We start from the raw sequence: 23907 nt of genomic DNA, 5'->3' as shown, positions 1-23907 counted from the left end.
CTCCTCTCAGGCTGCCTGCGGATTTGCCGAAAGTTCTTCGAGCTGTCTCAGGTGAGCGCGCCATCGCTGGCGTTCCGCGATGGATCGAAGGAGCCGGACGCCGATCGGAGCGACATCGGGATCGCCAGGTCTGACCGGCTGCCAGACGTAGCGATGCGAATCGGTGGGCTCGTCGGCCTGGCCGAGCGCTTCCAGAACCCAAGTACGGCGGTCCTGCTTGTGTTCGGCGAGCGTCTTGTTGCTCCACTTGCGGGAGACGAGGACCCGGCGACCGGCGTAGCCAAGGTGTTCGGGCTTGTGGGCCTTGGACCTGCACTGGCCGGGGACCATGCCCGGCTTGGCGTTCTTGGGCTGCACGCCGTATCGCAGCCAGTTCGGGCAGGTCGGCGAGCACGGCTCATAGCGCAGGGCATCGACGAAGCGGGCCGCGTGCTCCCGCTGAGCCTGACCGTCCAAGGTCTCGCCGAGGCTCTTCGTCAGATACTTGGACAGGTACCGGATGCACTGGTCAGCGTCCGGCGACCCGGCGAGCACGCCCTTGACGTCCACCTGGTCGCCGAAGCGAATCACGTGCATGGGCTCGTCGCCGAGCTGGTCGAGGGCTTCGTCCCAGGAGGGCAGAAGCTCGCCCGTGTCAGGGTCCACGTAGCCGACGCCGTCGTTCCAGACGGGCAGGTGGTCACCCTCGAAACGGGCTTCATCCGCCTGAGGCCACCAGATCTGGTGATAGGTCGCCGCCGCGATCTGCTTCATCTCGGCGCGCGGCAGGGTGCCCCGGACGGCCATGTGCAGGTGTGGCGCGAGCCGCTTTTGCGGTTCCACCGTGGCGAAGTACTGCACGTCATAGCCAGCGACCCGGCGAAGGTTCTGCACGAACCGGTCCACGAGCTTGGAGAAGTGCAGCGCATCACGGGCCGCCCGCACGTAGTCGTACGTGTCCGGATCGATGGGAGCGCCGTTCATGACCTTGCCGTAGCTCGGCAGGGTGAGCGTGACGAACAGAGAAGGCCGGTAGGTCCTGCCGTCCGCCGCCTCGAAGGTCCGGCCCAGAGTCGTGCTGGCCATCTTCCGCTTGGGCAGGTCGGGCGCGTCTTGGCGACGCTTCGTCGAGCGGACCCGCTTGGACCCCGTACGCCCCAGCACGTTGCCGCGCATCCCGGCCTCATTGATCTCGATGTCGAGCCCGGTGAGCACGGCGTCCAAGTCGGAGGTGTCGCCGCCGGCCTTTTCCTCCTCGTCGCGCTTGGCCTGCATGTCGGCCCGAAACTCGACGAGCCAGCGCTGTCCATCGGTAGGCTCGTCGGGCGTGATGATCGGTTCCTCGTCGAGGTGCCAGCCCTCGCGGCACTGCGCCATCCGGAGTTGCCGATTGCGCTTGGCGCACGGAGGACACTTGCTCTCCAGCGGAGAGCCGCACGGGACATCGACGACCTCTGACTTGCCGGTCATCATGTCGAGCCGCTTGAGCGCCACGGGCCGGATACAGACGCCGTAGAGCTTGGCGATCTCCTCGGCCACGTCGCGGGCAAGCGGTTGAGCCATGCGGACGGCACGCGGAGTCTTGCGGTCGGTCAATGGACCTCCTCTCCGATCTCGGGGAACGTGAGCGCGGTCTGTCCGCACTCGGAGCACTCGACCAGGCCACGCAGCGAGTCGAGCCAGAGGACATTCAGCGCGCCGCACAGAGCGCAGCGCAGGCCGTCGAGGAAGTGAGCCAGCGTCATCGGGCCTCACCGACCATCGCGCGGATGTCGTCGTCGGAGACGTACGCCGCCCGGACACGGATCGGATCGGGACTGGTCTCCAGCCGCACGTATCCGACGCCCGCGCCCCGCTCCGGACGAGGAGAGATGCGGTCGGCCAGCGCCCCACGATCCCTCGCCCCGTCACCGAGCACCATGTCCACCTGCTCCGACTCGTCGAGCCGCAGAGCGATCTTGTCCGGGAAGAGGTTGCGGATGTTCATGACCTCCTTGCGTGGGTCCTGGAGAGCCGCGAGAACGCCGACGCCGACCGCGCGGCCCTGGGTCGTCAATGTGGCCAGGGCAGCGGAGATGCGTTGCCTGAGCTGCCTGTCGGACTGGTAAGCGGTAAGGAACGCCACCTCGTCGACCACGACCAGGACGAAGGGGTCGTCGAGGGTAGGCGTGTGCGATCGCTGTACTCCGGCGAAACGAGCCGCGCGCTTATGCATGACACTCACGGCCTCGTCGAGCAGGTCAGCGCAGTCGGCGGGATCGGCCGCATACCGACCGCCGAAGAGTGCCTTGCCGTACGACAGCTCCATCAGCTTCGGGTCGAGCGCCCAGATCTCGACCAGGCCCGCATGCATCGCAGACATGAGCCCACGAATCGCTGACCAGATGATCGAGCCCTTGCCCGCCCCGGTGGCACCGGCGACGAGGACATGGGTCCCATGCAGCCGTAGAAGCCATGGCGAGCCGTCCTCTTGCCTGCCGATCTCGACCGGCCCCACGGTCGGTGTATCCGGAACGGGAAGCGCTGTTATCGGCGTGGCCAGCGGATCGTGGCGCGGAAAGGTCAGCGCGAGCCGACCGGCCTTGACCACCGAGACGCGACACGTCTCCGACCCGAAGCCATGGGACAGGTTCTCGATCCTGTCAGCCCAGTCCTTGACCGCCTGGCCGTCGAGCATGCGAACGGTGACCCGATCGGCCCACGAGTCGGAGGTGACCTTGACCAACCGCGGAACGTACTCCCGCCCGCGTATGTGCCGAGCCAGACCGGAGACGGCCATGACCGGCTGCCAGTGTCGCCGGTAGATCCAGAACCAGCGAGCGAAGGCGACCAGCCGCCAGCCGACCCATCGCAGGAAGCTTGCCCTGTCGAGGAATGCCCAGGCGCTCAAAGCCGCGAGAGCCGGAGCGATGAGCAGCAGCGCGACGCGCCAGCCGTACACGAGGCAGAGCCCTGCGGGAGTGGAGATCGCAGCCAGCGCGACGGGGTGCCGCCAGACGAGGCGGAAAAGGCCGGCTACGAACCGGGCGGTGAAGATGACCAGGGTGATGATGGCCGGGGTCTGCACCACGGCCGGTTTGAAGACCACCGCCGTGTCAGGGGTGGTGGAGACGATGCGGTGCGGCTCGTCGCCGGGCATCCTCTTGAGCATTAGGGTGAAGTCCTTCCAAGCATGTCGCGCGTGTACGGAAGACCGAGGGGCCGCCGGAAGTTGCCGCTTCCTGCGGCCCCGCTCAACATCAGGCCGCCTCGTCTGCGGTGGCCTTGCCTGACTGGCTGGAGTGCAGCCGCTCGCAGTCGGCCAGGTACCGCGCGGCGGCGTTGAAGATCTCGCGAGCGATGGTCAGGTCGTCGTCGGTCACCCGACCCGAGGTCGAGACGGTCACTGACGCGTCCGAGGCGTCCAGGTCGAAGCAGGGCTTGCCGCTCTCCCCGAGCCAGGCGCGCGCCCGCAGCTCCGCCGAGCAGAAGGCGACGCTGACCCGCGACGGCTGATCGGGACGTATGGAAACGGTGACGTAGGTGTAGGGGCTGAGCGTCATCGACCCGCCACCCCCGGCCCGTTCGGGAGACCGTGGAACATGCGCTCCACCGCACCCGCGAACATGGCGGCCTCCCGCGCCAGACTCCGAGCGAACTCGACGTCGTCGAGGGTGACGTGATCGTTGGCCGACGTGGTGACGAGCACCTGTGTGCCGCCGAAGACAAGCCCCAGGACCGGCGACCGCTGCGGATACGGATGGTTCCGCACATCAGCGCCCTGACCGACCTTGAGAGCGATCGTGCTGACCGGACGGGCCTTCCGCCGCCCCATCACGCCGCGTCCTTGGCACCGGCCGTCGCCTTACCGGCCGGACGAGGAGCACGCATCTCACGAACCTTGATCGAGTACGCCAGCCGCCCGGCCTGGTTGACGTACGGCGTGGCGGTCATGTGGTCGAACTCGACCGGCGTGAACGGCAGTCCGGCCATTGGAACCGGGGGAACCGGCTGCGTCGGGCTGAGGATCTTGACGGAGACGGTCTTCTGAGCCGCCTTGAGCGTCGGGTCCGCGTCCATGACGCTGACCTGCCAGACGAGCTCTCCGCTCTGCTTGTCGCGGGTCTGGACGAAGCGTCCGTTGGTCGAGGCGTCGAAGTCCTTGACGGGCTCGACCTCGCCCACGATGTAGCAGCCGTGCGGGAAGACCATGTCGAACGTGACGGGGATGGGACCTTGCAGTGCCATGAGGCTTGCTCCTAGCTAGTCGTCTTGTCGCTAACTCGTCTTGTCGAGTTGTCATGACGGTACCCAGCTTTTCGAGGCTCGACAACACAAGTTCGCAAGTTTTCTTCGAACCACTTTCCCCGGGCGTGGACGAATCGGCAGAATTCTGGACAACTTTGCGATTGGAGGGTCTATGAAGCGGTTCGTCATTACGGTGACGGCGGTGGTGTTAGCAGTGACCGCGCTCCCTGCGAGCGCCGAGGCTGCCGATCCCGTGTCCGTGTTGAAAGCTCAGCTGTCCAAGAACCGAGGCGTCACAGTCGTTGAGAGAGGCACCAAGCCCACCGAGAAGGTTGTTGGCATCCGGACAAAAGTCCTGGTGGAGCTCGATCGGGCGGGTCGGCCGGTTGCCTCAGACCGCACCATCATGACCCTCGGCCCCGCGGACATAGCCCAGCACGCAAGGGACATCATCGTCAACGGCCGGATGTACTACCGGGGCCGCATATTCAACGAGGGAAGCCCGGTGCTTCCCGAAGGCAAGCAGTGGGTTTTGAGGGCTGGCAAGGCCAGGCCGGCGGTCGGCTTCCTGCAGGTCGTGAATGTACTGGAGCCCGCCACCTTGGGCGCGTTGCTCAAGTCGACTACCACGGTTCGCCGCAGTAAAGGCGAGACTCTGTACTCTGGAGCGATTTCGCTCGGCGAGATATACAAAGTCTCCTCATCGCTTCGCGCGGATTACCCAAAAGGCTTCGACTACAAGATGGCCATACTCAACTGGCGGCTCTCCACCGACTCCAAGGGACTGGTCCGCCGATTGGTGACCTCTGAGAAGAACAGTGATTCAACCGACCTCATCTTCGACACTCGTTTCTCCGACTGGCGTCCAGAGGTAACCATCCAAGCTCCCCCAGCCGACGAAGTCGCTAAACAAAGCGAGGTCGGGCACGCGTAGATCTGGTTGTGCGCAGCGACTTCGCCTACAGCGAGTAGGAATCCTCCAACTCATGGAGATCGCCTGGTAGGACAAGGTCTACCACCAGTACTGGCCGCCCACCACCGTTGAAGATGCTCGCCAGTACCCCGAGGACCGCCGAGGACTTAGGAAGCTTCAATACCTTGGACTCGTCGGCCGAGGGGTGACGAGCGCTCAGCCTTTCAACGACGTGCTGCAGCTTGAGGCCCTTGCTCGCCTGGAGATGTTGCCTGATGCCGGCCGTGAGCGGCTGCGCCTCGCCGAGTTGCGTTCCTTCGGCCTGATGCACTGGACACCACACAGTGAACAGGTCCGTCGGTCGCTCATCATCCCGAAAGAGAACACGGCGCCGTACCACTGTGGACCCCTCCGGAACGTCCAGCAGCTTCGCGATCCCAGCAGTAGCCGCCAGTGATCCAGCGTCGATGACCGTGCAGTTCTCGTCGGCTTCCACGCGATCCAGGACGGCTCGCCCCGGACGGGGATTCTGGTTGGACGCGCCCGGTGGGGCAGCCTTCACGAAGGACCCCTTGCCGTGCTCTCGTTCGATGACCCCGCGGAGCTGAAGAACCTGGAGGGCCCGGACGACCGTCGGACGACTCACCTTGAACTCGCGGACAAGCTGCGTCTCGGAGGGCAGCAGAGAGCCGGGCGGATAGGTCCCGTCCGCGATCTTCTGCCTGATCGTCTGCACGATCTGGGCATACTTCGGTGGCGCGAACTCTTCAGAGGACATGACGACCATCCAACAACTCGACTTGTCGTAAAGCCTAGTTCGAGATGAACGGTCTGTCTCCTCCTCGCGCACAGGAACCGTACGGACTGGTGAGGGACTGTCTGACTGCGCGACAGCAGTCCCCCACCAACCCAAGGCACGACGAGATGGGCACCCCTCCGCACCCCTCGTCGCGCCCGCTTATCGGGCCCGACCTTCGAGAAGGGCTATCCAGACGCCTTGGGCCTCCTTGCGCAGCCATCGGTACGTCTCATGGACCTGTGTTGCCCCGGCGCTTCGCTGAGTCCGACGGATGAAGGAGTGGCCCGCCGCATGGCACAGTTCGTAGACCGTGTCCTTGCAGTCACAGGTGTAGGCGGTCACCCGGACCATGTCTTCCGCCTTGTGGGGCTCTTGCCAGACCAAGCGCATGTGATCCGGTTGCGGCGGAGCGACATGGAAGCTGAAGCAGTCGGTGTCCATCGTCACGACAACGCACCGGCCTCTCCGCTCCCGTTGCACCGCCAGCAGTCGTCCTGGTGCCTGTCGTCCGAGACGGCGACATCGGGGTTCTCCGCCACCACAACAGCCCGACGAAGGCTGACGTATTTCCAGCCCCGTCCCGAGCAAGAGTCGCATCGCGCAGTCATGCAACGAGGATTGCCCGAGGGACTGTCACGTCTCGATCGCCCGCGAGTACCGTCTGTGATCGACTCGTCTCCGTTCGTCTCCTCTTTGTCTCGTCCGAGCCCGTCTCTGTCGCTAACCTGAGCATGTATGGCACCCCAGCCCGAGGCGCGGATCATGACTGACCAGCCGATCCTGTTGAAGACCCTCTTGACGCAACGCCACTGGCAGACCTACAGCACGTTCTGTAAGGAGTACGACAAAGCCGCCAAGAAGGTGGACCCGTCGTTGCAGGGTGGTTGGCCGAGCCGCGCTCAGCTCCATCGATGGCTGACCGGCGAACTCAAGGGCCTGCCCTACTCCGGCCACTGCCGCGTCTTGGAAGCGATGTTCCCGGGCAAGTCGGCACGTGAGCTGTTCTCCACGAACGCCGTCGAAGTCCCCACGCCGAGGACACAACCAGAGCCAGCCCGAAGCGCCGGCCCCGACGTTGCAGCCTGCGCGATGCCGCAGATGGCCGACGTAACCGCGGTCTTCAGCAGCCGTTCCGCCTTCTCATCCGCGTATCCCCCATCGACGATGTTCGACAGCGCGAAGGAGATCAACGCGGCGGGCCTGTCGCTCAACATCATCTGCCAGAGCTACCCCGACCATCAGCTCAGGCGCCTGCTGGACTCCGGCACTCGCATCCGCTGCCTCTTCCTCGACCCCAAGGGCCAGGCGATCCACGCCCGGGAAGCAGAAGAGCGCTACACCGACAACACTCTGACGACCCTCACAGCACTCAACATCACCATGCTGACCAGGCTGCGCGATCGGCTCGACACCGCGTCGGCCCAGCGCCTCGAACTCCACGTCTACGACGAGACGATCCGCTTCAACTTGCTGATCGTTGACCGTGCGTTCTGCGTGGTCCAGCCGTACCTACCGGAGGCCCGCGGAGTCGACTCGCCAACCTTCGTGATCAAAGACAACACCGCCGCGGAAGGGTTGTTCCCGATCTTCGATCAGGTGTTCAGGGATATGTGGGAGCGGAGCAAACCTGTATGACCATCGACGCCCGAACGCTTCTTCCCATCGCCGAACGCGCTGTATCGATCGCCAGCGAGATCATCAGAACCAAGGCTCCAGGCGTCGTCACCGCCAAGGGCGACCGCGACATGGCGACCGAGGTGGACTACGCCGTCGAGCACGCCGTACGGGAGTTCCTGTCTCGCGAGACACCTGAGATCGGATTCCTTGGTGAGGAGGAGGGTGTCAGTCGGACAGGCGATGGCCTGATGTGGGCGCTGGACCCCGTGGACGGGACGGCGAACTTCCTGCACGGCATCCCGTTGTGTGGGGTGTCCTTGGGCCTGGTGGACAAGGACATGCCCACGCTCGGGGTGATCGATTTGCCGTTCCTCAACCTGAGTTACTCGGCCGTCGAAGGGGCCGGCGCACAAGCCAACGGATCTCACATTCAAGTGAGCGACGCCCGCGACCTGGAAACTGCCATCGTCGCCATCGGCGACTACGCCGTGGGCAAGAACGCCCAGGAACAAAACAAACCACGACTCGCTCTGACCCAAGAGCTAGCCGCACGCGTCCAGCGCATACGGATGTTCGGCTCAGCCGCGATCGATCTCGCGTGGGTGGCAGACGGCAAGATCGACGCCAACATCATGCTCAGCAACAACCCATGGGACACCGCCGCAGGCGTCATCATCGCCCGCGAAGCCGGGGCCACAGTGATCGATCTCGACGGCAGCCCACACAGCATGAACGCTCACGCGACCATCGCCGCAAGCCCCAAGCTCGTAGCCGACCTCGTGGAGCTCATCGCCGAAGCTCGCGAGGCCACAAGGCATAGCCAGCACACTGCCGAATAGCTCTTGTAGGTATCAAGGCGGCGGCGCACGCGCCGCCGCGCGGCCCGAGCTTGCGGGCCGCGCGCTGCGCGTGCGGCCTGGGGGCCGTTCTCGCGCGCGCCCGCCACTCGGACCGCCAGGGCATCGCCCTGCTTCGCGATGTACCGTCTTGCGTCGCGAAGTTCGCGAGGTTCGCGACCAACTTGCAAGCGCTTCCGCTAGCCTCAAAGCAGTGCGTTGCGTGCGTGCACGGATTCCGTGCACGCACGCAACATCAGAATGGAACTCGTCACCAAGTGATTAAGGGCAAGTTCCTGACTGCGATGAAGGCGCCGACTGCTACAGCGACCGCTAGCAGCAGTAGGCACATTCGGGCGGTACGGCCCCAGTTCGATGCCGCGAACCGGGCCGTCCGTCCGAGTTCTCTGAACGCGCTCACTATCCCTCCTTCCTTACAACGAAAAAGCGCTCCAGGGACCCCGCCAATCGAGTGATCTTCGACATCACTCGGACGAGACACCTGTAGCGCTTAGACAAACTCGCTCCGCAATGCACCCGCTGCTTCTCTCGTCGAGCCTGAACGAGATGCCACGTCGAAGATGGCGATGCAGGGTGGTAGTTATGCATTGCTTCGCGAACCAAGGCTCAAGATATAGCTGATCCATTCGCGTTGCGAGCAAAACAGAGAAGTTGCCTCCGGCGGGGCACTCCGGCTCCGGGATGATCGAGGTGCGTGAGACGAGGTCCGAGGGTGGCTGAGGTGGAAGCCTGATCATCCCGCCCGCCATCGACCCGGGACAAGCCGAGCAGACCAGGGCCACGGGGCCAAGGTCGTTCCTCCGGTTGGGGGCTCCACCTTGTCCCCGTGGCCCTGGCCCGCTTCCCCTTCGGGCGGGTCGACGGCAGACGGGATGATCAGGGCGCAGGGTGTGCGCGTCGCGTGAGAAACCCCAGGTCGCTGGCTGATCACCGTGCAATTAGCGTGCAATTAGACAGGGTAACGAGGGGTCAACCACGGTCACTCGCGACCGGCTTTCCGTCCAGCTCAGGACCCTCACGTGCCGCGATCCTTCCAGTTCCCAAGCTGACAGCGCGGGTTCGATTCCCGTCACCCGCTCTCACTATGAAAAGCCAGGTCAGGGATGGATTCCCGACCTGGCTTTGATCGTTTCTAAGGCTCTTTTCGATCTTCCGTGCCCGTTACGTGCCCGATCCATCTGGATCTTGCTCGTCCGACTCGGGCTCTTCCGGCTTCAGGGCTTCCTCGGCGAGCTTGCCGAGAGCGTCGGCGATGGCCCTGTCGCGCTCCATCGCGGTGTGCTGGTGGATCAGCGCGGCTCGGGTGGACGCGTGGCCCATACGGGTCATGAGGTCCCGGAGGGTCGCGCCGGACCGGGCCGCAAGGGTGTTTCCGGTGTGGCGGAGATCATGGAAGTGAAATCCGCCGAGCTTCGCCTTCTTGAGCGCCGCCGCCCAGACACGGGTGAAGTTCGCGCGCCGGAGCTGGGCACCCTTGGGGCCGACGAAGACGTGCCCGTGCTCGCCCTTCTCCGCGTACGTCTCCATGTGTTTGTGAAGGTCCGGGAGCAGCGTCGTCGGGATACTGACAATGCGCTTGCCCGCCTCCGACTTGGGCGGCCCGATGGTCACCGAGCCGTCCTTGAGTTCGGTCGTGGTCCCGACGACTCGGATCGTGCCCGCCTCCAGGTCCACGTTCCTCCGCTGGAGCGCCGCCAGTTCACCCCACCGCAGGCTCCCGAAGGTAGCGAGCAGGATCAGCAGCCAGATCCGCGGATCGATGGCATCGGCCAGGACGAAGACCTGCTTCATGGTCAGCACGGGCCGCTCCGGCGAGTCCTCCTTGCCCGCCCTCTTGATCGTGCAGGGATTGGCTTTGATCAGCCCGTCCTCCACAGCCGTGTTGAAGATGGCCTTCAGGAGCCGGTACGCCTTGGCCACGGTGACCGCGCCGACGCCGTTGTCGAGGAGTTGCTTGCGCCACTTCCGGATGTGGGCGACCTTGACCTCGCTCATGGCGCAGTTGCCGAAAGTCGGAACGAGATGGAGGCGGAGAAGGCCCTCGTAGAGCTGGACCGTCTTCGGCCGCAGGCCCGGACGCTCATCGATCCAGGCCTCGCCGTACTCCTTGAAGCTGACCTTCCCGAGGTCCGGGTTCAGCCAGTCGCCGGCCAGCAGTTCGGCCTCTTTCTTGGTCAGCCAGACCTCCGCGTCCTTCTTGGTGGCGAAGGTGTGCGGCGCGGTGCGGTCCACGCCGTCCGGTCCTGGATACCTGGCCTGGAATCGTCCCGAGGGGAGTTTTCGAACGCGCCCGAATCGACGCTTACTCATGCCGCCCTCCATGTGCGGGTGGATATGGGGTGGACGAGTCCCGCCGCGATGAAGTCGTTGAGTGCGGATTCGGGGATGCGAACCTTGCGCCCTATGCGGACGAAGGTGATCCGGCGTTCTTCGATGAGACGCCAGGGGAACCGCTCGCTGGTGCTGAGCCGTTCCGCTACTTCGGCGACGGTCAGGAGGCGGTCAACGGGCCTCTTGGACCCGCCGCTCATGCCGCCCTCCCTTCAGTTGCCGAAAGATCTTTGCCGTCCGCTCTGGCTTGGAGTTCGGCCATGTGAGCGCGCCAGCGTTGCCGCTCACGAACGGACCGCAGGAGCCGTACCGCCAGCGGAGCCACGTTGGCGTCACCGGCCGGGACAGCTTCCAGACGTAGCGGTGCGGGTCTATGAGCTCGTCGGCCTTGCCGAGGGCTTCCAGGACCCAGGTACGGCGGTCCTGCTTGTGTTCGGCCAGGGTCTTGTTCGACCACTTACGGGAGACCAGGACGCGGCGGCCTGCGTAGCCGAGGTGTTCGGGTTTGTGCGCCTTGGACCGGCACCGGCCGGGGGCCATCCCGGCTTTGGCGCCCTTGGGCTGGACGCCGTAGCGAAGCCAGTTCGGGCAGGTCGGCGAGCAGGGCTCGAAGCGCAGCGCATCGACGAAGCGCGCCGCGTGCTCGTGCTGGGCCTGGCCGTCGAGCCCGTCGCCGAGGCTCTTGGTCAGGTACTTGGACAGGTAGCGGATGCACTGGTCGGCGTCTTTGGTGCCCGCGAGCACGCCCTTGACGTCCACCTGCTCTCCGAAGCGGATCACATGCAGCGGCTCGGCGTCCTCGTCGGTGTCCAGCTCGTCGAGGGCTTCGTCCCAGGTGGGCAGGACTTCTCCGGTGTCGGCGTCGAGGTAGCCGGCCCCTTCCTCCCAGACGGGCAGGTGCTCGCCCTCGAAGCGCACCTGATCGACTGGTGGCCACCACACCTGGTGGTAGGTGGCCGCCGCGATCTGCTTCATCTCCGCGCGGGGTAGCGTCCCGCGGATGGCCATGTGCAGGTGTGGAGCGAGCCGCTTCTGTGGCTCCACGGTGGCGAAGTACTGCACGTCGAAGCCCGCGACGCGGCGAAGGTTCTGCACGAACCGATCGACCAGCTTGGAGAAGTGCAGCGCGTCGCGAGCGGCCCGTGCGTAGTCGTAGGTCTGCGGATCGACGGGCGCACCGTCACGAACCTTGCCGTACGAGGGCAAGGTGAGCGTGACGAACAACGAGGGCCGATAGGTCCTGCCGTCCGGGGCTTGGAAGGTCCGGCCCAGCGTGGTGTGCGCCATCCTGCGCTTGGGCAGGTCTGGCGCGTCCTGCCGCCGCCTGGTCGAGCGTGAGCGCTTGGAGGTCATCGCCCGGCCCAGCACGCTCCCCCGCATGCCCGCCGCGTTGATCTCCTCGTCCAGGCCCTCGATCACCGCGTCCAGGTCGGCGGTGTCGCCGCCGTCGCGTTCGGTGTCGTCGCGCTGGGCTTGGATGTCGGCGCGGAACTCAACCAGCCAGCGCTGTTCCTCGTTGGGCTCGTCCGGGGTGATCGTCGGTTCCTCGTCCAGGTGCCAACCCTCGCGACATTGGGCCTTGCGCAGTTGCTTGTTGCGCTTGGCACATGGCGGGCACTTGCTGTCCATGGGCGAGCCGCAGGGGACGTCGATGGTCTCCCACTTGCCGGTGTGGGTGTCGAGTCGCTTGAGCGGGACGGGTCGGATGCATACGCCGTTGAGCTTGGCGACCTCTTCGACGACGTCTCGCGCGAGGGGCATCGCCAGGCGTACCGCTCTGGGAAGTGCACGGTCTTGCGCATGGGTCATAGGGACCTCCCTTCGTCGGTGACGTTGAGCGCGGTCTGGCCGCACTCGCGGCACTCGACCAGGGCGCGGGTCAGGTCGAGCCAGAGGGCGTTGGGCGTGCCGCAGGACGCGCAGCGCAGCCCTTCGAGGAAGTGAGCGAGCGTCATGCGGCCTCCCCGAACTGCGCGACCATCGCGCGGATGTCGGCGTCGGAGACGTAGGCGGCGCGAACCCGGATCGGTTCGGGCGAGGTCTCCAACCGCATGTAGGCGACCCCCGCGCCCAGTTCCGGAACCGGTGAGATGCGATCAGCCAAAGCGCCTCGATCGCGTGCACCGTCGCCGAGCACCATGTCCACCTGTTCGGATTCGTCGAGTCGGAGGGCGATCTTGTCGGGGAAGAGGTTGCGGATGTTCATGACCTCTTTGCGTGGGTCCTGGAGTGCGGCCATGACGCCGACGCCGACCGCGCGGCCCTGGGTGGTCAGGGTGGCCAGGGCGGCGGAGATTCGTGGCCGGAGTTGTCTGTCGGGTTGGTAGGCGGTCAGGAACGCCACTTCGTCGACGAGCACCAGGACGAACGGATCTTCGATCGTCGGGACGTGGGAACGCTGGAGACCGGCGAAGCGTGCTGCCCGCTTCTGCATGACGCTGACGGCCTCGTCGAGCAGGTCGGCGCAGTCGGCCGGGTCGGCGGCGTACCGGCCTTGGAACAGCGCTCGCCCGAACGACAGCTCCATCAGCTTGGGATCCAACGCCCATATCTCGACCAGGCCCGCCCGCATGGCGGGGAGCAGCCCGCGGATCGTGTCCCACAGGAACGACCCTTTGCCGGCCCCGGTCGCGCCCGCGATCAGAATGTGGGTGCCGTGCACTTTGAGCCGGAGCGGTTGGCCGTCCTCCTGCTTGCCGATCTCGACTGGCCCGATGGTCGGCTCGTCAGGCACGGGCAGCGCAGGTATCGGCGAGGCCAGTGGATCGCGGCGCGGGAAGATAAGGAGCAGTCGCCCGCCCTTGATGAGCGCGACCCGGCAAGAGGTAGTGCCGAAGCCATGGGCGAGGTTGTCGATGCGGTCGGACCAGTCCTTGACCGCCTGGCCCCGCAGCATGTGGACGGTGATCCGGTCGGCCCAGCCGTCGCACTGGACGCGGGCGAGCCGGGGCAGGTAGCTGCGACCATGAACGCGCTTGCCCAGGCCGGAGACATCCATGACGGACTGCCAGTGACGACGGTAGACCGACATCAACCGCCACCAGGCCAGCAGCCGCCAGCCGACGAGACGAGCGAACGAGGGCCGGTCGATGAAGACCCAGAACAGCAGGCTCAGCACGACGACCCCGAACAGGGATGCCGCCAGCGGCCAGCCGTACTGGTACCAGATGAATCCGAGGGCAGTGGGCGCGGACGTCGCCACCGGGTGCCGCCAGATCGTACGCACCAGCGCGACGACGAAGCGCCACCCGTAGATGACGAGGGTGACCAGGGCAGGTGTCCGCACGACAGCCGGTTGGAACACGACTGCGGTGTCTGGGGTGGTGGTGACGAGATTGCGCGCCTCGTCACCAGGAAGCCTCTTGAACATTAGGCTGTAGACCTCTCGTGATTCGCGTCAGGGGAGATGAGGGGCCGCCGGAAGGACCAGTTCCAGCGGCCCCGCTTGCTTGTCAGGCCGCCGCCTGCTGTTCGGCATGCAGGCGCTCGCAGTCGGCGAGGAAGGCCGCCGCCGCGTCGAGCAACTGGCGGGCGAAGGTGATGTGCTCGTTGGTGATCTCGGCGTTGTTCGTGGTGCCGATGGTCACGTCCGCGACGCCGTGGGTGATGTTGATGAAGGCGTGAGAGTTGTCTTTGGCTGGGAAGTACTTCACTTCGGCCAGGGCGTCCGGGTAGATCGAGACCCCGATGTGGGTCTCGACGTCGGGTTGGACGCGGATGACGGTGTAGCTGTAGCCGGTGTTCATGCTGCGACCTCCTTGCTGTTGTTGGACTTGGCGTTGGTACGGGGCGCGAGCATCTGCCGCGCCTTGATCGAGTAGGCGAGCCGCCCGGACCCGTTGACGTACGGCGTGACGGTCAGTCCGTCGAACTCGACCGGCGTGAACGGCAGCCCCGCGACGGGAGCCGGGGCGACCGGTTGAGTGGGGCTGAGGATCTTGACTGCCACGGTCTTCTGGGCCGCCTTGAGCGACGGGTCGGCGTCCATGACGGGGATCTGCCAGACGAGTTCGCCCGTCTGCTTGTCCCTCGCCTGGACGAACCTGCCGTTCGTCGAAGCCTCGAAGTCCTTGACCTGCTCGACCTCCCCGACGGCGTAGCAGCCGTGCGGGAAGACCTGGGCGAACGTCACGGGGATGGGTCCCTGGATTGCCATTCCTGCCAACCTCTCTTCTTGGGCGGTCAGCCATCTTGACTGACCAAGCTGTAAGCTCATTAAGCATGACGTTCACTTGGACAGTCAAGTGCACCAAGTGGACAGGCCGAAGAAAGCTGGAACTCCGACGCGCGAAACTAGGGCGCAATAGAAATTTGGGTGATAACTCCCAAGACGGCTCCGAAAGCTCGCTTCCTGTAACCCTTGTGGGGCTCATAGCTATCTCACCTGTGTGGCTTGTCGTCTGCAGGGGAGGAGCGCACATGCCCGAGTACCAGTTCAATTCGCCCCCTGGTTGGCCGGTCCCGCCTCGCGGGTGGAAACCGCCACAGGGGTGGAAGCCGGACCCGTCGTGGCCACCGGCTCCCGCCGGCTGGGAATTCTGGGTTCTGGAAGAAGTGCCGACTGCACCAGCAACGAACGCACCACAGCTACCGGAACGCAAGAGCGGTGGACTCTTCGGCGGCAAGAAGCGGCTCGAAGAGGAGAACACCCAGCTACGCCAATGGGTGGAGCGATTGGGTGGGCTGGACGCCATGCGCATCGCGGCAATGACCGAGGCCCTGCACGGAGAGCACGCCGGACTGCAAACCGCTATCGACGACGCCACCAGGCGCCTTCATGAGACGGAGCGACGGGTCGTGCAGACCGAGGAGACCGTTTTGCTCCAGGAGGTGGGTGTCTACGAGTACCGGCATCCGCTGAGCGACGCGGTGGCCTATAAGGACCAACTCACGCGGGTGAAGGCTCGCATCAAGGAGATGGCCAGAGAGGGGCGAGCCGTCGTAGGCGCCACCAACTGGCAGGTGAACGGGTCTGCGGCCGAGGGACGCAAGATGGTGCGCGACTTCTCCAAGCTGATGCTGCGCGCGTACAACGCGGAGGCGGACAACTGTGTGCGAACCATGCGCCCGTACAAGCTGCAGTCGGCGATCGATCGGCTGGAGAAGGTCGTGGAGACGATCGTCAAGCTGGGACGGACCATGAACATCCACGTCCATCCCAACTATCACCGAACGCGGATCCACGAACTGGAGCTGACGGCTGACTACCTGGCCAAGCAGGAGGAGGAGAAAGAGCTCATCCGGGCGCAGCGCGAGCAGCAACGCGAGGAAGAGGCCGCGCGCCGCGAGTTCGAGCGCGAGAAGGCGCGCCTGCGCAAGGAGGAGGCACACTACCGGTCAGCACTGGCCAAGCTGCTGAAGAACGGTGCCGCGTCCGCGGAGAGCGTGGACGAGTTGAAGGCCAAGCTGGAGGAGATCGGTGCGGCGGTCGCCGACGTAGAGGCGCGCGAGGCGAACACCAGGGCTGGGTACGTGTACGTCATCTCCAACATCGGGGCGTTCGGGGAGAACGTCGTGAAGATCGGCATGACCCGCCGGCTGGAGCCTGAAGACCGCGTGCGTGAACTGGGTGACGCATCAGTGCCGTTCAGGTTCGACACGCATGCGCTGATCTTCAGTGAGGATGCGGTGGGACTGGAGTCGCGACTGCACGCAGAGTTGAGCGATCGCCGACTCAACAAGGTGAACCTGCGGCGAGAGTTCTTCCACGCCACTCCGGCCGAGGTGCGCGACCTACTCCAGAAGATCGCAGGTCAACACCTTCTGGAGTACCGCGACACAGCCGAAGCCCTGGAGTGGCGGCAGTCGGCCGGAGCGACTGAAACCGCCTCGTAGCTCCATCTGGGTCAGCGAATGGGGTACGCGTCCTCCAATTCGTGGCGGTCTCCAGGCAGGACGGACTCGACGACGACCCATGGCTTTCCAGTGGCATCGCAGGCCACCGCATAGACGGTCAGCAGCGCAGCCGAGCTCTTGACGCCGAGGAGGCCGCACTCCTCCTTGGTCGGATTGCGCGCGGTGATGTGCTCGATGATGTGATCAAGCGAAGCGCCGGCCGCGCTCTCGACGTAACGTCGAACGCCCTGCTTCAACTCCTCCAGCTCGGCAAGCGCCGTTCCCTGTGCGACCTCAACCGGAAGCCACGTCGAAGAGATCTCGGTTGGCTCGTTGTCGTGCTCGACCAGCGTCCGCCGCAGCATGACCGGCGACTTGGGCTTGATCCCGAGATAAGCGGCGACCCTGTTCGGTGCGGGGACCTCTCCAGCCGAGAGCAGCCGACTGGAGACCTGGGCCTCTTTCCGGTCGAGGAGTTCCCGCCCGGCTCGTACCTGTTGCCCCGTCGGGATCGCAGGGCGACCGCGCACGAACCGGCCTTTGCCCTGGTGGGTGACGATCCAGCCCTGATCCCGGAGAACGCCGAGCGCCTTGACGACGGTCGGGCGCGCCATGGCGAATTCGGCCATGAGCTGGTGTTCGCTCGGCAGCGGGGAGCCGGGCGGATACTCGCCCGAGTCGATGCGCCGCTCAAGTTCCGCGATCAACTGCGCGTACTTCGGAGGCGTGTACTCAAATGACATCAGGGCTCCACATTCAACATGCCTGTCTAGCCAAGCAGGCTATCAGCGCATGCTGCTTAGGCAACCCCTTCTTCCGACAGATAGATGTACCCCAAAGAGCGACGGCGCGGCCCCGTTTCAGGGAACCGCGCCGTCGAACCGACCTACACCGCCTGACCTTCAAGCAAGGCGGCCCAGACCTCCGCAGCCTCCTTGAAGGACCACCGGTAGGTCTCGTAGACCGACTCCCCGTTGTCGTCGTATTCCGTCCGGCGGATGTACGACTGACCGGCCGCACGGCACAGCTCGTAGACGATCGTCCGGCAGTGGCACGACCAGGCCACCACCCGGGCACGCTCCTCCGCTTTGGACGGCTTGCGCCAGACCAACTGCATGTGCCCCTCCCGAACCCCTTCGACGTGCGGACTCATGCAGTCCGAGATGATCTCCACTACGACACCCGCCTCCTTCCGACACCCGAGCACTCGAAGCAGTCCACCCGCACAAGCTCGACCGCCTTCCCATCGAGACGACGCAGCGCATCAGCACGGCTCTTGCGCACCCAGCGCCATCCGTTGGCCCGGCAGGCCCGGCACCTCTCACTTGTCGGTTGATCGCCCCCAGTCATGGGGACAAGCGTGTTCACCTGCGCGAAGGCAACCCATCCCGAGCCGGAATCCTCAGACGGGATCAGCAATATCCCTTGACGGGATAACTCCGAACGGTGAGCGTGGAGTCACCGGCAGTCCAAGGACACAAGGGGATACCGCAGATGCCCGCAGACGGGGCCGAACCGGTGGTAGTACCGGCTGACCTCTGGGAACGCCCCGAAATGCGCACTGCCCTCACAAAGCGGGATATCGGCCACCTCTTCCGGCTCATCCGCCAGTACGCAGGCGTCAGCCAAACCCGCATCGGCGTCGCCGTGGGCTTCAGCCAGGGCAAAGTCAGCGAGTACATGAAGGACAAGGCTCAAGTCACCGCGCTCGACGTGTTCGAGCGCATCGCCGAGGGCCTGGGCATGCCCGACCCTGCCCGCATGACGCTCGGCCTGGCCCCGCGCGTCCTCACCGACGTTCCACTCCCACCAACACCCATCCCGACGCGGGATGGAACACCAGCAAGTGGCCTTCTTAAGGTGGAACAAGTTGTTGTCGGCTCGCGCCAGCCTGACGACGCTTGCGACGTTGACGTGCTGACGCTGGCCTGGATCGTGGGAAGGCTGGATGGCCACATGGACCGCCGCACGATGCTGCTCCTCGCAGCCGGACTTACCGCCGAAAGCGCCGCCTCGATCGCCAACCCATGGGAGCGCCTCACCCTGGCCCTCACCGGCTCGCGAGCCGATCAGGAAGACACGGTCGAACGGCTAGAGGCCCGCACCATCGGGTTCCACCGCCTCGAAGAGGTCATGCCCGCCCGCTCCCTTTACCAGGGCCTCACCGCACACCTCAACGAGCTGAGCACCCTCCTCCAAGCCGGACTCCCCGACCGCCTACGCCGCCGGCTAGCCGCCACCACGGGCGAGGCAGCGGTTCTGGCCTCCTGGATCGCCTGGGAAATCAAACAGCCGAGACAGTCCACAGCCTTCGACCGCATCGCCGCTCTGGCTGCTCAGGAGAGCGGACACTCCATCATCCAAGCCTGCACCTACGGCTATCGCTCGTACGCCGTCCGAGGCGCCCCCGCAGTCCAGAACATCCGCCTCGCTCAGCAGTACCTACCAGCCCAGGGCGACAACGCCACCAGAGCCTGGCTCTTGGCCCGCGAAGCCGAAGAGCTCGCCAGTCTCGGCGACCGACAGGCACTCATCCGTCTAGAGCAGGCGAAGGATGCCTACGGCGACGCGCGCCCTCAACGCGAACGGGCCTGGACCCGATTCCTGGACCCGGGCCGCATGGCCGCCTACCGGCTATCAACCTATGAACATCTCGGCGACGAACAACGCGTCATCGACGAAGGCCAGGCCGCCCTCAACGCCCTGTCACACGAGACCGACCACAAGAAGATCGCCGCTGTTTACGCCGACATCGCCGCCGCCCAACTCCGCATCGGCGACCTCAACGAAGGCATCGTCAGCGGACGCCTTGCTCTCGAAACCGCCCAGCGCACCGAATCCCGCTGGGCCTTCCAGCAACTCGCCGGAGTAGAGAACGCACTCACCGGCAAGCGAGACGCCACAGCCCGTGAACTCCTGCTCGCCATCAACTCGGCACATCGAAGCCTGAGCCAGTCGACCGCGTGACCACATCAGGCATGCAGCCCTGCACTGCCGAATTGTTCTTGTAGGTATCAAGCGGCGGCGCGCCGCGCCGCCGTACGCCCCGCGCCAGCGCCGCCGCGCTGCGCGTGCGGCCTGGGGGCCGTTCTCGCGCGGCGCGCCGCGCGGGGCATCGCCGTAGCACCACCCCGCCGTACCCACCTAACTCTCCGACTCAGCGCCGCACCGCCGCGCAAGACCGGCCATGTCGGGTACCCCGTGTTACTGGATGGCGCTAGGGTGACGCCGTGATCAATAAGCCGCCCGGATTACCGTTCGTGGTCGTCTTCTCAGCCGCGGCAGCAGTCCTCTTGATATGGGCCAGCCACCCCTCCTGGTTGGGGCTCGAGACGTTCATATACGGGATCCCCGTTGGCTTTCTCCTATTCGTATACTGGGCGATCCGAATCACCTGGGCCGATTACAAGGGAACCGCGCCGGACGGCACGCTCAATCGCTCGCTCATACCGTGGTACATCGCCGGCGTCGTCTTGCTCGCTCTCATCACCGAGGCGCCGTCTTGGGTTCGCTTCACGATCTTCGAACCGAGCATGGAAGCCTACATCAAAGCCGTGAACGAAAACCCCAGCCATAAAGAACCGTGTCAATGGGTCGGCCTGTACTACGTGTGCGACGGAACGCGACACCAGGATGCCGACACAGGAGAAGAGATCCCCGGCAGTGTGGAATTCGCCGTCCGAGACCTGTTCCTGCACGATGACAAGGGCTTCCTCTGGCTGACCTCCGGCGAACCCAGCGAGGGCGTCGACGGCGGCAACCGCTACAGCCACTTGGAGGGCCATTGGTACAGCTACAGATGGGAGCCGGACTGGTAACAGCTAACCTCGCCGACAATCCCGGCCTAGGAGCTCAGCACCCCTGCCGGATGGAGATTCAGCCTAGTCCCGTGGCTCGCAGATCAAGGGATGTTCTTCAGACGTCGCGCTGAAGGCCCAGCTACCGAACCGAGCTCCGGAGGCCCAACCCACCAGCCACTCGGTCATGGTCTCCTGGACTGGCAAATCCTCGTCGTGATGACGAGCGACGATCATAATTGGCCATTCCTCAGGCTTACCCACTGTCATCCAGCCCATGGCGTCACCATCGATGGTGCTGCCCCATTGGAAGAAGCCGCCTGGTTCCGGCCACATCGCGAGCCGGAAGTCTTCGGGCGAGTCCTCCCGGAGATCTCGGTAGTAGTCCATCCACTCTGGAATATGAGCGAGCTGCTCATCGGTGAGTGTCCGGAAGTCGAAAACGCCGATCCATCGGGCGAACTCGCATTCTCCGTATCGTTCGATGAAGGCGATGTAGTCGGGCGGAAGGCGAAGATCGAGAGCCCGGAAGACCTCATCCCAGCTACGGATGCCAAAGATGGGTGAGGCAGGCGGAGGAACAAGGGAAGTGAGGCGATCGAGCGCTGCTGGGTCATAAGCCACGGCACCGACTGTAACGACGTGCACTGCTCAAAACCATGCCTCCGGCGGGGGCGCTCCGACTCCGGGATGATCGCCGCGCGGTGTGGCAGACCTGTGAGTGGCGGAGGTGGAAGCCTGATCATCCCGCCCACCACCGACCCGGGACAAGCCGAGCAGACCAGGGCCACGGGGCCAAGGTCGTTCGTCCAGTAGGGCGCTCCACCTTGTCCCCGTGGCCCTGGCCCGCTTCCCCTTCGGGCGGGTCGACGGCAGACGGGATGAGCGTCAGGCAGACGGCGTATGCGCGTTGCGCTCCCACTCGACCTCGTCGTATTCGTCGATCCACACTTCGGCGCCGACCTCCCCCAGGAGTTTGATCACGGGGGCATCCAACATGAAGCACAGAGCACCAGCTCCTGGCCCGAGCAGGTCACGCGTAAGGTGCAGTTCGATCGTTGCCCCCTGACTGGCCAGTGAGGCGAGCTTGTCCGCAAGCCCAAGAAGAGGATCAGTTACTGCCCTGATGAGTTCCTCAAGTGAGGCCTCGTTGCCGTGAGCAGATGCTTCGAGTTCCCAATCGCCAGTATGGGTGACTGCTGAAGGCCGCACCCCTAAAGCCTCAGAGATCTCGATGGGACTGTGCACATCGCTCATGATCCGCAATGTTGCGCTGTGTTCAATTCTCACGGCGCACAGGCTAGGGCTCTGTGCTCAGGTTATGCCAGGTCGAAGGTTGGTCGTCGGGCCATTAGCGGGCCATTAAGAGGAGCGACGAGGGGTCAATCACGGTCACTCAGGACCGACTTTCTGCACGGCTCAGCGCCTCATCAGGCCGTGATCTATGCAGTTCCCAAGCTGACAGCGCGGAGCAGCCTCTCATCTGCACCAGCTCGCAGCACAGATATTCCTTACGCTTTCAAGCCATCAGAATAAGCCGTTCATGCTTCCCATGCCCACACAACTACAAGAGCTGTAGGCTTGGCTACTTTCTTCTTGATAGCCTCTTGAAGCTCAGGCTTATTTTCCACTTCGATAGGGTCAAACGGGCGCACAACTAGTTGATCAGTCTCCCACTTGGGCGACTCCATCGTTACCGACGTTGGCAGGTTGGTGTTCGCTATTTTCCAGCCACGCCTGCCCAGAAGAGCGATGGCCTTATTGACCGAATCGGGGCCGCTCTTGCCTCCGACATCAATCACAAACGTAGTGATGATATCGTTCGTATCTTCCCAGATTCCATCAGAGGTCGACTCCCCTACCACCTTTCCAACGCTGCGCACTTCCTCGAGGACCGCCGGATCAACCTGCCATGTCGTATATCCGCACCCCGACATGAGCAGGGAAGCGATAAGGAGGAATGCGGAATTTACGCCGGCTAAGCATGCTCGCCTTCGGCGTGGGTCGGCATGGGACGACATGACCATGAGGGAGTCCTCGGTCGTAGGGGATCGTGGATGACTGCTAGGCAGCCTGATCATTCCGTTGAGTGTCGAGTTGAGGCAAGCCCACGTCGGCCAGCCCTATTGGCAAGACTGTTCGCGCCGCGTCTCACGCTCTGATCACATTGCGATAGGAGCCGAGCCCTGACTACGGCACGCTGGTTGCGTGCCCGTTGCGTGCCCGTTCGTAGAGTGATCAGCAGGGAGTCACGGGGACTCACGGTCACTCGACCGACATACGCCCAGGTCAGCGTTTCCCCTGCTCAGATCCCATGATCTTGAAAGAGTTCCCAAGCTGACAGCGCGGGTTCGATTCCCGTCACCCGCTCTCATCGTGAAGGCCCAGGTAGGGACATGAATCCCGACTCGGGCCTTGATTGTTTCCGGACTGACTCGATCTTCGCGGGCCATTAACGGGCCATTAGCTCTTGATCACCCTGTGGGGATCGGTGCGCCTGCCGTGCCCTTGTCGTCGTCATCGTCGCGCGATTCGAGTTGCCGATCGATGGCGTTGGTGATCGCCTCGTCGGCTCCCCTGACGGCGTGCTGGTAGATCATGGCCGCCCGTACGTTGTGTACGTTGTCGTGTCCCATGCGCGCCATGAGGTCCTTGAGACCCGCGCCGGACTCAGCGGCCGGCATGTTGCCCGTGTGCCTCGGGTCGTGAAAATGAAGCCCCGGCAAGCCGATCTCCGAGACGACATCCACCCACCGCGTACGAGTGTTGAAGCCACTACGCCGCATCGGCCCGCCCTTGGCTGCCGGGAACATGAGCGCGCCCGGCTCGTCCTGGACGTAGGTGTTCATGTGCTCTTGGAGGACGCGGACGATGCTCTGCGGAATGCCGACCGTCCGTCTCCCGGCCTTGGACTTGGGCGGTCCCAGCACCAGCCCACCCGCGGAGCGCTCGACGAAGGCGACCCGGCCACGGACCGTACGCGCCTTGAGATCGACGTCCATCCGGCGTAGTGCGCTGACCTCACCTCATCGCAGGCTCGCGAACGTGGCCAGAAGTACCATCGCACGGAAACCCCCGGTCCTGGATGGCGTCAGCCTTTCCCTCCATGGCCATCTTCCACAGCGCCCGCTCGGCCGCCGCTCGCGTGAGGAAGATTCGGTCTGCCAACTCGAACACCTGGGAGACGGTGAGCACGGGACGTTCTTGTGCGTGCTCACCACCGGCCCGCGGATCCGGCACGGGTTGTGCGGGATGACGCGGTCGTCGGCGGCGGTCATCAGTACGGCGCAGCAACCGGTACGCCTTGGCCGCCATGCTTACCGATACTCCATTGCCGAGCAGATCAGCCCGCCACTGCCGAACGGTCAAGCGGCGGCGCGGCGCGCCGCCGTACCCCCGACCCTCCGCCCGCCCGCCGTCCGGGCGTGCGGCCTGGAGGCCGGTCCCGGACGGCGGCGGCACACCGGGCCGGGCACCGCGCCGGCCCCGCCGTACCAACCGAACCCCCCGACCAGGGTTGCCGCACCGCCGCACAGATGCAGCCCTACGATC

Annotated in this window: 26 protein-coding genes and 1 pseudogene; 6 read left to right on the top strand and 21 right to left on the bottom strand. The window is 64.8% G+C overall.

The genetic code is table 11. The annotated features are described in order from the left end of the window. Positions 1-6 precede the first annotated feature (6 nt). The 6 genes from HD596_RS17490 to HD596_RS17465 form a co-directional block, all read right to left on the bottom strand. Positions 7-1542, bottom strand: a complete 1536-nt coding sequence (locus HD596_RS17490) for a replication initiator (protein WP_185078531.1) — start codon at positions 1540-1542, stop codon at positions 7-9. A 29-nt stretch (positions 1543-1571) separates the two neighbouring features. After that, positions 1572-1724, bottom strand: a complete 153-nt coding sequence (locus tag HD596_RS17485) for a hypothetical protein (RefSeq protein ID WP_185070347.1) — start codon at positions 1722-1724, stop codon at positions 1572-1574. Beyond that, positions 1721-3130, bottom strand: coding sequence for an FtsK/SpoIIIE domain-containing protein (locus tag HD596_RS17480; protein WP_185070346.1), 1410 nt, complete (start codon positions 3128-3130; stop codon positions 1721-1723). The genes HD596_RS17485 and HD596_RS17480 overlap by 4 nt, the downstream gene beginning before the upstream one ends. Positions 3131-3218: 88 nt before the next feature. Continuing rightward, positions 3219-3521, bottom strand: coding sequence for a hypothetical protein (locus HD596_RS17475; protein WP_185070345.1), 303 nt, complete (start codon positions 3519-3521; stop codon positions 3219-3221). Then, complete coding sequence (locus tag HD596_RS17470; RefSeq protein ID WP_185070344.1) at positions 3518-3793, bottom strand: hypothetical protein; 276 nt, start codon at positions 3791-3793, stop codon at positions 3518-3520. Before HD596_RS17470 ends, HD596_RS17475 begins: the two co-directional genes overlap by 4 nt. Then, positions 3793-4206: a plasmid replication, integration and excision activator gene (locus HD596_RS17465; protein ID WP_185070343.1), complete on the bottom strand. Its 414-nt coding sequence runs from the start codon at positions 4204-4206 to the stop codon at positions 3793-3795. Before HD596_RS17465 ends, HD596_RS17470 begins: the two co-directional genes overlap by 1 nt. 172 nt (positions 4207-4378) lie before the next feature. Here HD596_RS17465 and HD596_RS17460 point away from each other — a divergent pair, with 172 nt between their 5' ends. Further along, positions 4379-5140: a hypothetical protein gene (locus tag HD596_RS17460; RefSeq protein WP_185070342.1), complete on the top strand. Its 762-nt coding sequence runs from the start codon at positions 4379-4381 to the stop codon at positions 5138-5140. A 25-nt stretch (positions 5141-5165) separates the two neighbouring features. On the opposite strand, the gene HD596_RS17455 is transcribed toward HD596_RS17460, so the two are convergent. Beyond that, positions 5166-5897, bottom strand: a complete 732-nt coding sequence (locus HD596_RS17455; protein ID WP_246554529.1) for a GntR family transcriptional regulator — start codon at positions 5895-5897, stop codon at positions 5166-5168. 756 nt (positions 5898-6653) lie between these two features. Between HD596_RS17455 and HD596_RS17450 the strand changes: the two genes are divergently transcribed. Both HD596_RS17450 and HD596_RS17445 read left to right on the top strand, forming a co-directional pair. Continuing rightward, positions 6654-7553, top strand: coding sequence for a DUF5919 domain-containing protein (locus HD596_RS17450; RefSeq protein WP_221519375.1), 900 nt, complete (start codon positions 6654-6656; stop codon positions 7551-7553). Beyond that, positions 7550-8374, top strand: a complete 825-nt coding sequence (locus HD596_RS17445; RefSeq protein WP_185070340.1) for an inositol monophosphatase family protein — start codon at positions 7550-7552, stop codon at positions 8372-8374. The genes HD596_RS17450 and HD596_RS17445 overlap by 4 nt, the downstream gene beginning before the upstream one ends. Before the next feature lie 1179 nt (positions 8375-9553). On the opposite strand, the gene HD596_RS17440 is transcribed toward HD596_RS17445, so the two are convergent. The 7 genes from HD596_RS17440 to HD596_RS17410 all read right to left on the bottom strand — a co-directional run bounded on the left by HD596_RS17440 (position 9554) and on the right by HD596_RS17410 (position 14879). Further along, the gene (locus HD596_RS17440) at positions 9554-10702 is read right to left on the bottom strand and encodes a tyrosine-type recombinase/integrase (protein ID WP_185070339.1); all 1149 of its coding nucleotides are present in this window, start codon (positions 10700-10702) and stop codon (positions 9554-9556) included. Further along, positions 10699-10923, bottom strand: a complete 225-nt coding sequence (locus tag HD596_RS17435) for an excisionase family DNA-binding protein (RefSeq protein WP_185070338.1) — start codon at positions 10921-10923, stop codon at positions 10699-10701. The genes HD596_RS17440 and HD596_RS17435 overlap by 4 nt, the downstream gene beginning before the upstream one ends. Next, positions 10895-12532, bottom strand: a complete 1638-nt coding sequence (locus HD596_RS17430) for a replication initiator (protein ID WP_313044379.1) — start codon at positions 12530-12532, stop codon at positions 10895-10897. Before HD596_RS17430 ends, HD596_RS17435 begins: the two co-directional genes overlap by 29 nt. Continuing rightward, the gene (locus HD596_RS17425; RefSeq protein WP_185070337.1) at positions 12529-12678 is read right to left on the bottom strand and encodes a hypothetical protein; all 150 of its coding nucleotides are present in this window, start codon (positions 12676-12678) and stop codon (positions 12529-12531) included. Before HD596_RS17425 ends, HD596_RS17430 begins: the two co-directional genes overlap by 4 nt. Then, positions 12675-14093: an FtsK/SpoIIIE domain-containing protein gene (locus tag HD596_RS17420; RefSeq protein ID WP_185070336.1), complete on the bottom strand. Its 1419-nt coding sequence runs from the start codon at positions 14091-14093 to the stop codon at positions 12675-12677. The genes HD596_RS17425 and HD596_RS17420 overlap by 4 nt, the downstream gene beginning before the upstream one ends. 82 nt (positions 14094-14175) lie before the next feature. Next, on the bottom strand, positions 14176-14469 hold the full coding sequence (locus HD596_RS17415; RefSeq protein WP_185070335.1) for a hypothetical protein: 294 nt from the start codon (positions 14467-14469) through the stop codon (positions 14176-14178). After that, positions 14466-14879: a plasmid replication, integration and excision activator gene (locus HD596_RS17410; RefSeq protein WP_185070334.1), complete on the bottom strand. Its 414-nt coding sequence runs from the start codon at positions 14877-14879 to the stop codon at positions 14466-14468. The genes HD596_RS17415 and HD596_RS17410 overlap by 4 nt, the downstream gene beginning before the upstream one ends. Positions 14880-15142: 263 nt before the next feature. Here HD596_RS17410 and HD596_RS17405 point away from each other — a divergent pair, with 263 nt between their 5' ends. After that, positions 15143-16558, top strand: coding sequence for an SNIPE associated domain-containing protein (locus HD596_RS17405; protein WP_185070333.1), 1416 nt, complete (start codon positions 15143-15145; stop codon positions 16556-16558). A gap of 11 nt (positions 16559-16569) precedes the next feature. Here the strand turns inward: HD596_RS17405 and HD596_RS17400 are convergent, their stop codons facing one another. Further along, positions 16570-17301, bottom strand: coding sequence for a GntR family transcriptional regulator (locus HD596_RS17400; RefSeq protein WP_185070332.1), 732 nt, complete (start codon positions 17299-17301; stop codon positions 16570-16572). 143 nt (positions 17302-17444) lie between these two features. After that, positions 17445-17675 (bottom strand): hypothetical protein, encoded by a 231-nt coding sequence (locus tag HD596_RS17395; RefSeq protein WP_185070331.1) that lies wholly within the window; start codon positions 17673-17675, stop codon positions 17445-17447. A 377-nt stretch (positions 17676-18052) separates the two neighbouring features. Between HD596_RS17395 and HD596_RS17390 the strand changes: the two genes are divergently transcribed. Then, positions 18053-19525, top strand: coding sequence for a helix-turn-helix domain-containing protein (locus tag HD596_RS17390; RefSeq protein WP_512699272.1), 1473 nt, complete (start codon positions 18053-18055; stop codon positions 19523-19525). Between the two features lie 263 nt (positions 19526-19788). Further along, positions 19789-20376, top strand: coding sequence for a hypothetical protein (locus tag HD596_RS17385; protein WP_185070329.1), 588 nt, complete (start codon positions 19789-19791; stop codon positions 20374-20376). A 63-nt stretch (positions 20377-20439) separates the two neighbouring features. Here the strand turns inward: HD596_RS17385 and HD596_RS17380 are convergent, their stop codons facing one another. The 5 genes and pseudogenes from HD596_RS17380 to HD596_RS17360 form a co-directional block, all read right to left on the bottom strand. Continuing rightward, positions 20440-20979 (bottom strand): SMI1/KNR4 family protein, encoded by a 540-nt coding sequence (locus HD596_RS17380; RefSeq protein ID WP_185070328.1) that lies wholly within the window; start codon positions 20977-20979, stop codon positions 20440-20442. Positions 20980-21243: 264 nt separating this feature from the next. After that, entirely contained in the window at positions 21244-21645 is a 402-nt protein-coding gene (locus tag HD596_RS17375) for a DUF4279 domain-containing protein (RefSeq protein WP_185070327.1), read from the bottom strand. 251 nt (positions 21646-21896) lie between these two features. Then, a complete protein-coding gene (locus HD596_RS17370; RefSeq protein ID WP_185070326.1) occupies positions 21897-22220 on the bottom strand; it encodes a hypothetical protein in 324 nt (107 codons plus the stop codon). Between the two features lie 609 nt (positions 22221-22829). Next, a pseudogene (locus HD596_RS17365) lies at positions 22830-23363 on the bottom strand (tyrosine-type recombinase/integrase); the annotation flags it as partial. A gap of 13 nt (positions 23364-23376) precedes the next feature. Continuing rightward, entirely contained in the window at positions 23377-23670 is a 294-nt protein-coding gene (locus HD596_RS17360) for a hypothetical protein (RefSeq protein WP_185070324.1), read from the bottom strand. Positions 23671-23907: the final 237 nt, after the last annotated feature.

The organism is Nonomuraea jabiensis (genome assembly GCF_014204795.1).
Taxonomy (GTDB): domain Bacteria; phylum Actinomycetota; class Actinomycetes; order Streptosporangiales; family Streptosporangiaceae; genus Nonomuraea; species Nonomuraea jabiensis.
Note: the sequence above shows the minus strand (reverse complement) of the source record. Positions and strands in the feature narration are given on the sequence as shown.

Bases quoted from the DNA above. Each gene is read 5' to 3' on its own strand.
- HD596_RS17490 (WP_185078531.1), bottom strand. From the start codon at position 1,542: ATGGCTCAACCGCTTGCCCGCGACGTGGCCGAGGAGATCGCCAAGCTC.
- HD596_RS17485 (WP_185070347.1), bottom strand. From the start codon at position 1,724: ATGACGCTGGCTCACTTCCTCGACGGCCTGCGCTGCGCTCTGTGCGGC.
- HD596_RS17480 (WP_185070346.1), bottom strand. From the start codon at position 3,130: ATGCTCAAGAGGATGCCCGGCGACGAGCCGCACCGCATCGTCTCCACC.
- HD596_RS17475 (WP_185070345.1), bottom strand. From the start codon at position 3,521: ATGACGCTCAGCCCCTACACCTACGTCACCGTTTCCATACGTCCCGAT.
- HD596_RS17470 (WP_185070344.1), bottom strand. From the start codon at position 3,793: ATGGGGCGGCGGAAGGCCCGTCCGGTCAGCACGATCGCTCTCAAGGTC.
- HD596_RS17465 (WP_185070343.1), bottom strand. From the start codon at position 4,206: ATGGCACTGCAAGGTCCCATCCCCGTCACGTTCGACATGGTCTTCCCG.
- HD596_RS17460 (WP_185070342.1), top strand. From the start codon at position 4,379: ATGAAGCGGTTCGTCATTACGGTGACGGCGGTGGTGTTAGCAGTGACC.
- HD596_RS17455 (WP_246554529.1), bottom strand. From the start codon at position 5,897: ATGTCCTCTGAAGAGTTCGCGCCACCGAAGTATGCCCAGATCGTGCAG.
- HD596_RS17450 (WP_221519375.1), top strand. From the start codon at position 6,654: ATGGCACCCCAGCCCGAGGCGCGGATCATGACTGACCAGCCGATCCTG.
- HD596_RS17445 (WP_185070340.1), top strand. From the start codon at position 7,550: ATGACCATCGACGCCCGAACGCTTCTTCCCATCGCCGAACGCGCTGTA.
- HD596_RS17440 (WP_185070339.1), bottom strand. From the start codon at position 10,702: ATGAGTAAGCGTCGATTCGGGCGCGTTCGAAAACTCCCCTCGGGACGA.
- HD596_RS17435 (WP_185070338.1), bottom strand. From the start codon at position 10,923: ATGAGCGGCGGGTCCAAGAGGCCCGTTGACCGCCTCCTGACCGTCGCC.
- HD596_RS17430 (WP_313044379.1), bottom strand. From the start codon at position 12,532: ATGACCCATGCGCAAGACCGTGCACTTCCCAGAGCGGTACGCCTGGCG.
- HD596_RS17425 (WP_185070337.1), bottom strand. From the start codon at position 12,678: ATGACGCTCGCTCACTTCCTCGAAGGGCTGCGCTGCGCGTCCTGCGGC.
- HD596_RS17420 (WP_185070336.1), bottom strand. From the start codon at position 14,093: ATGTTCAAGAGGCTTCCTGGTGACGAGGCGCGCAATCTCGTCACCACC.
- HD596_RS17415 (WP_185070335.1), bottom strand. From the start codon at position 14,469: ATGAACACCGGCTACAGCTACACCGTCATCCGCGTCCAACCCGACGTC.
- HD596_RS17410 (WP_185070334.1), bottom strand. From the start codon at position 14,879: ATGGCAATCCAGGGACCCATCCCCGTGACGTTCGCCCAGGTCTTCCCG.
- HD596_RS17405 (WP_185070333.1), top strand. From the start codon at position 15,143: ATGCCCGAGTACCAGTTCAATTCGCCCCCTGGTTGGCCGGTCCCGCCT.
- HD596_RS17400 (WP_185070332.1), bottom strand. From the start codon at position 17,301: ATGTCATTTGAGTACACGCCTCCGAAGTACGCGCAGTTGATCGCGGAA.
- HD596_RS17395 (WP_185070331.1), bottom strand. From the start codon at position 17,675: ATGCAGTTGGTCTGGCGCAAGCCGTCCAAAGCGGAGGAGCGTGCCCGG.
- HD596_RS17390 (WP_512699272.1), top strand. From the start codon at position 18,053: ATGCCCGCAGACGGGGCCGAACCGGTGGTAGTACCGGCTGACCTCTGG.
- HD596_RS17360 (WP_185070324.1), bottom strand. From the start codon at position 23,670: ATGGCGGCCAAGGCGTACCGGTTGCTGCGCCGTACTGATGACCGCCGC.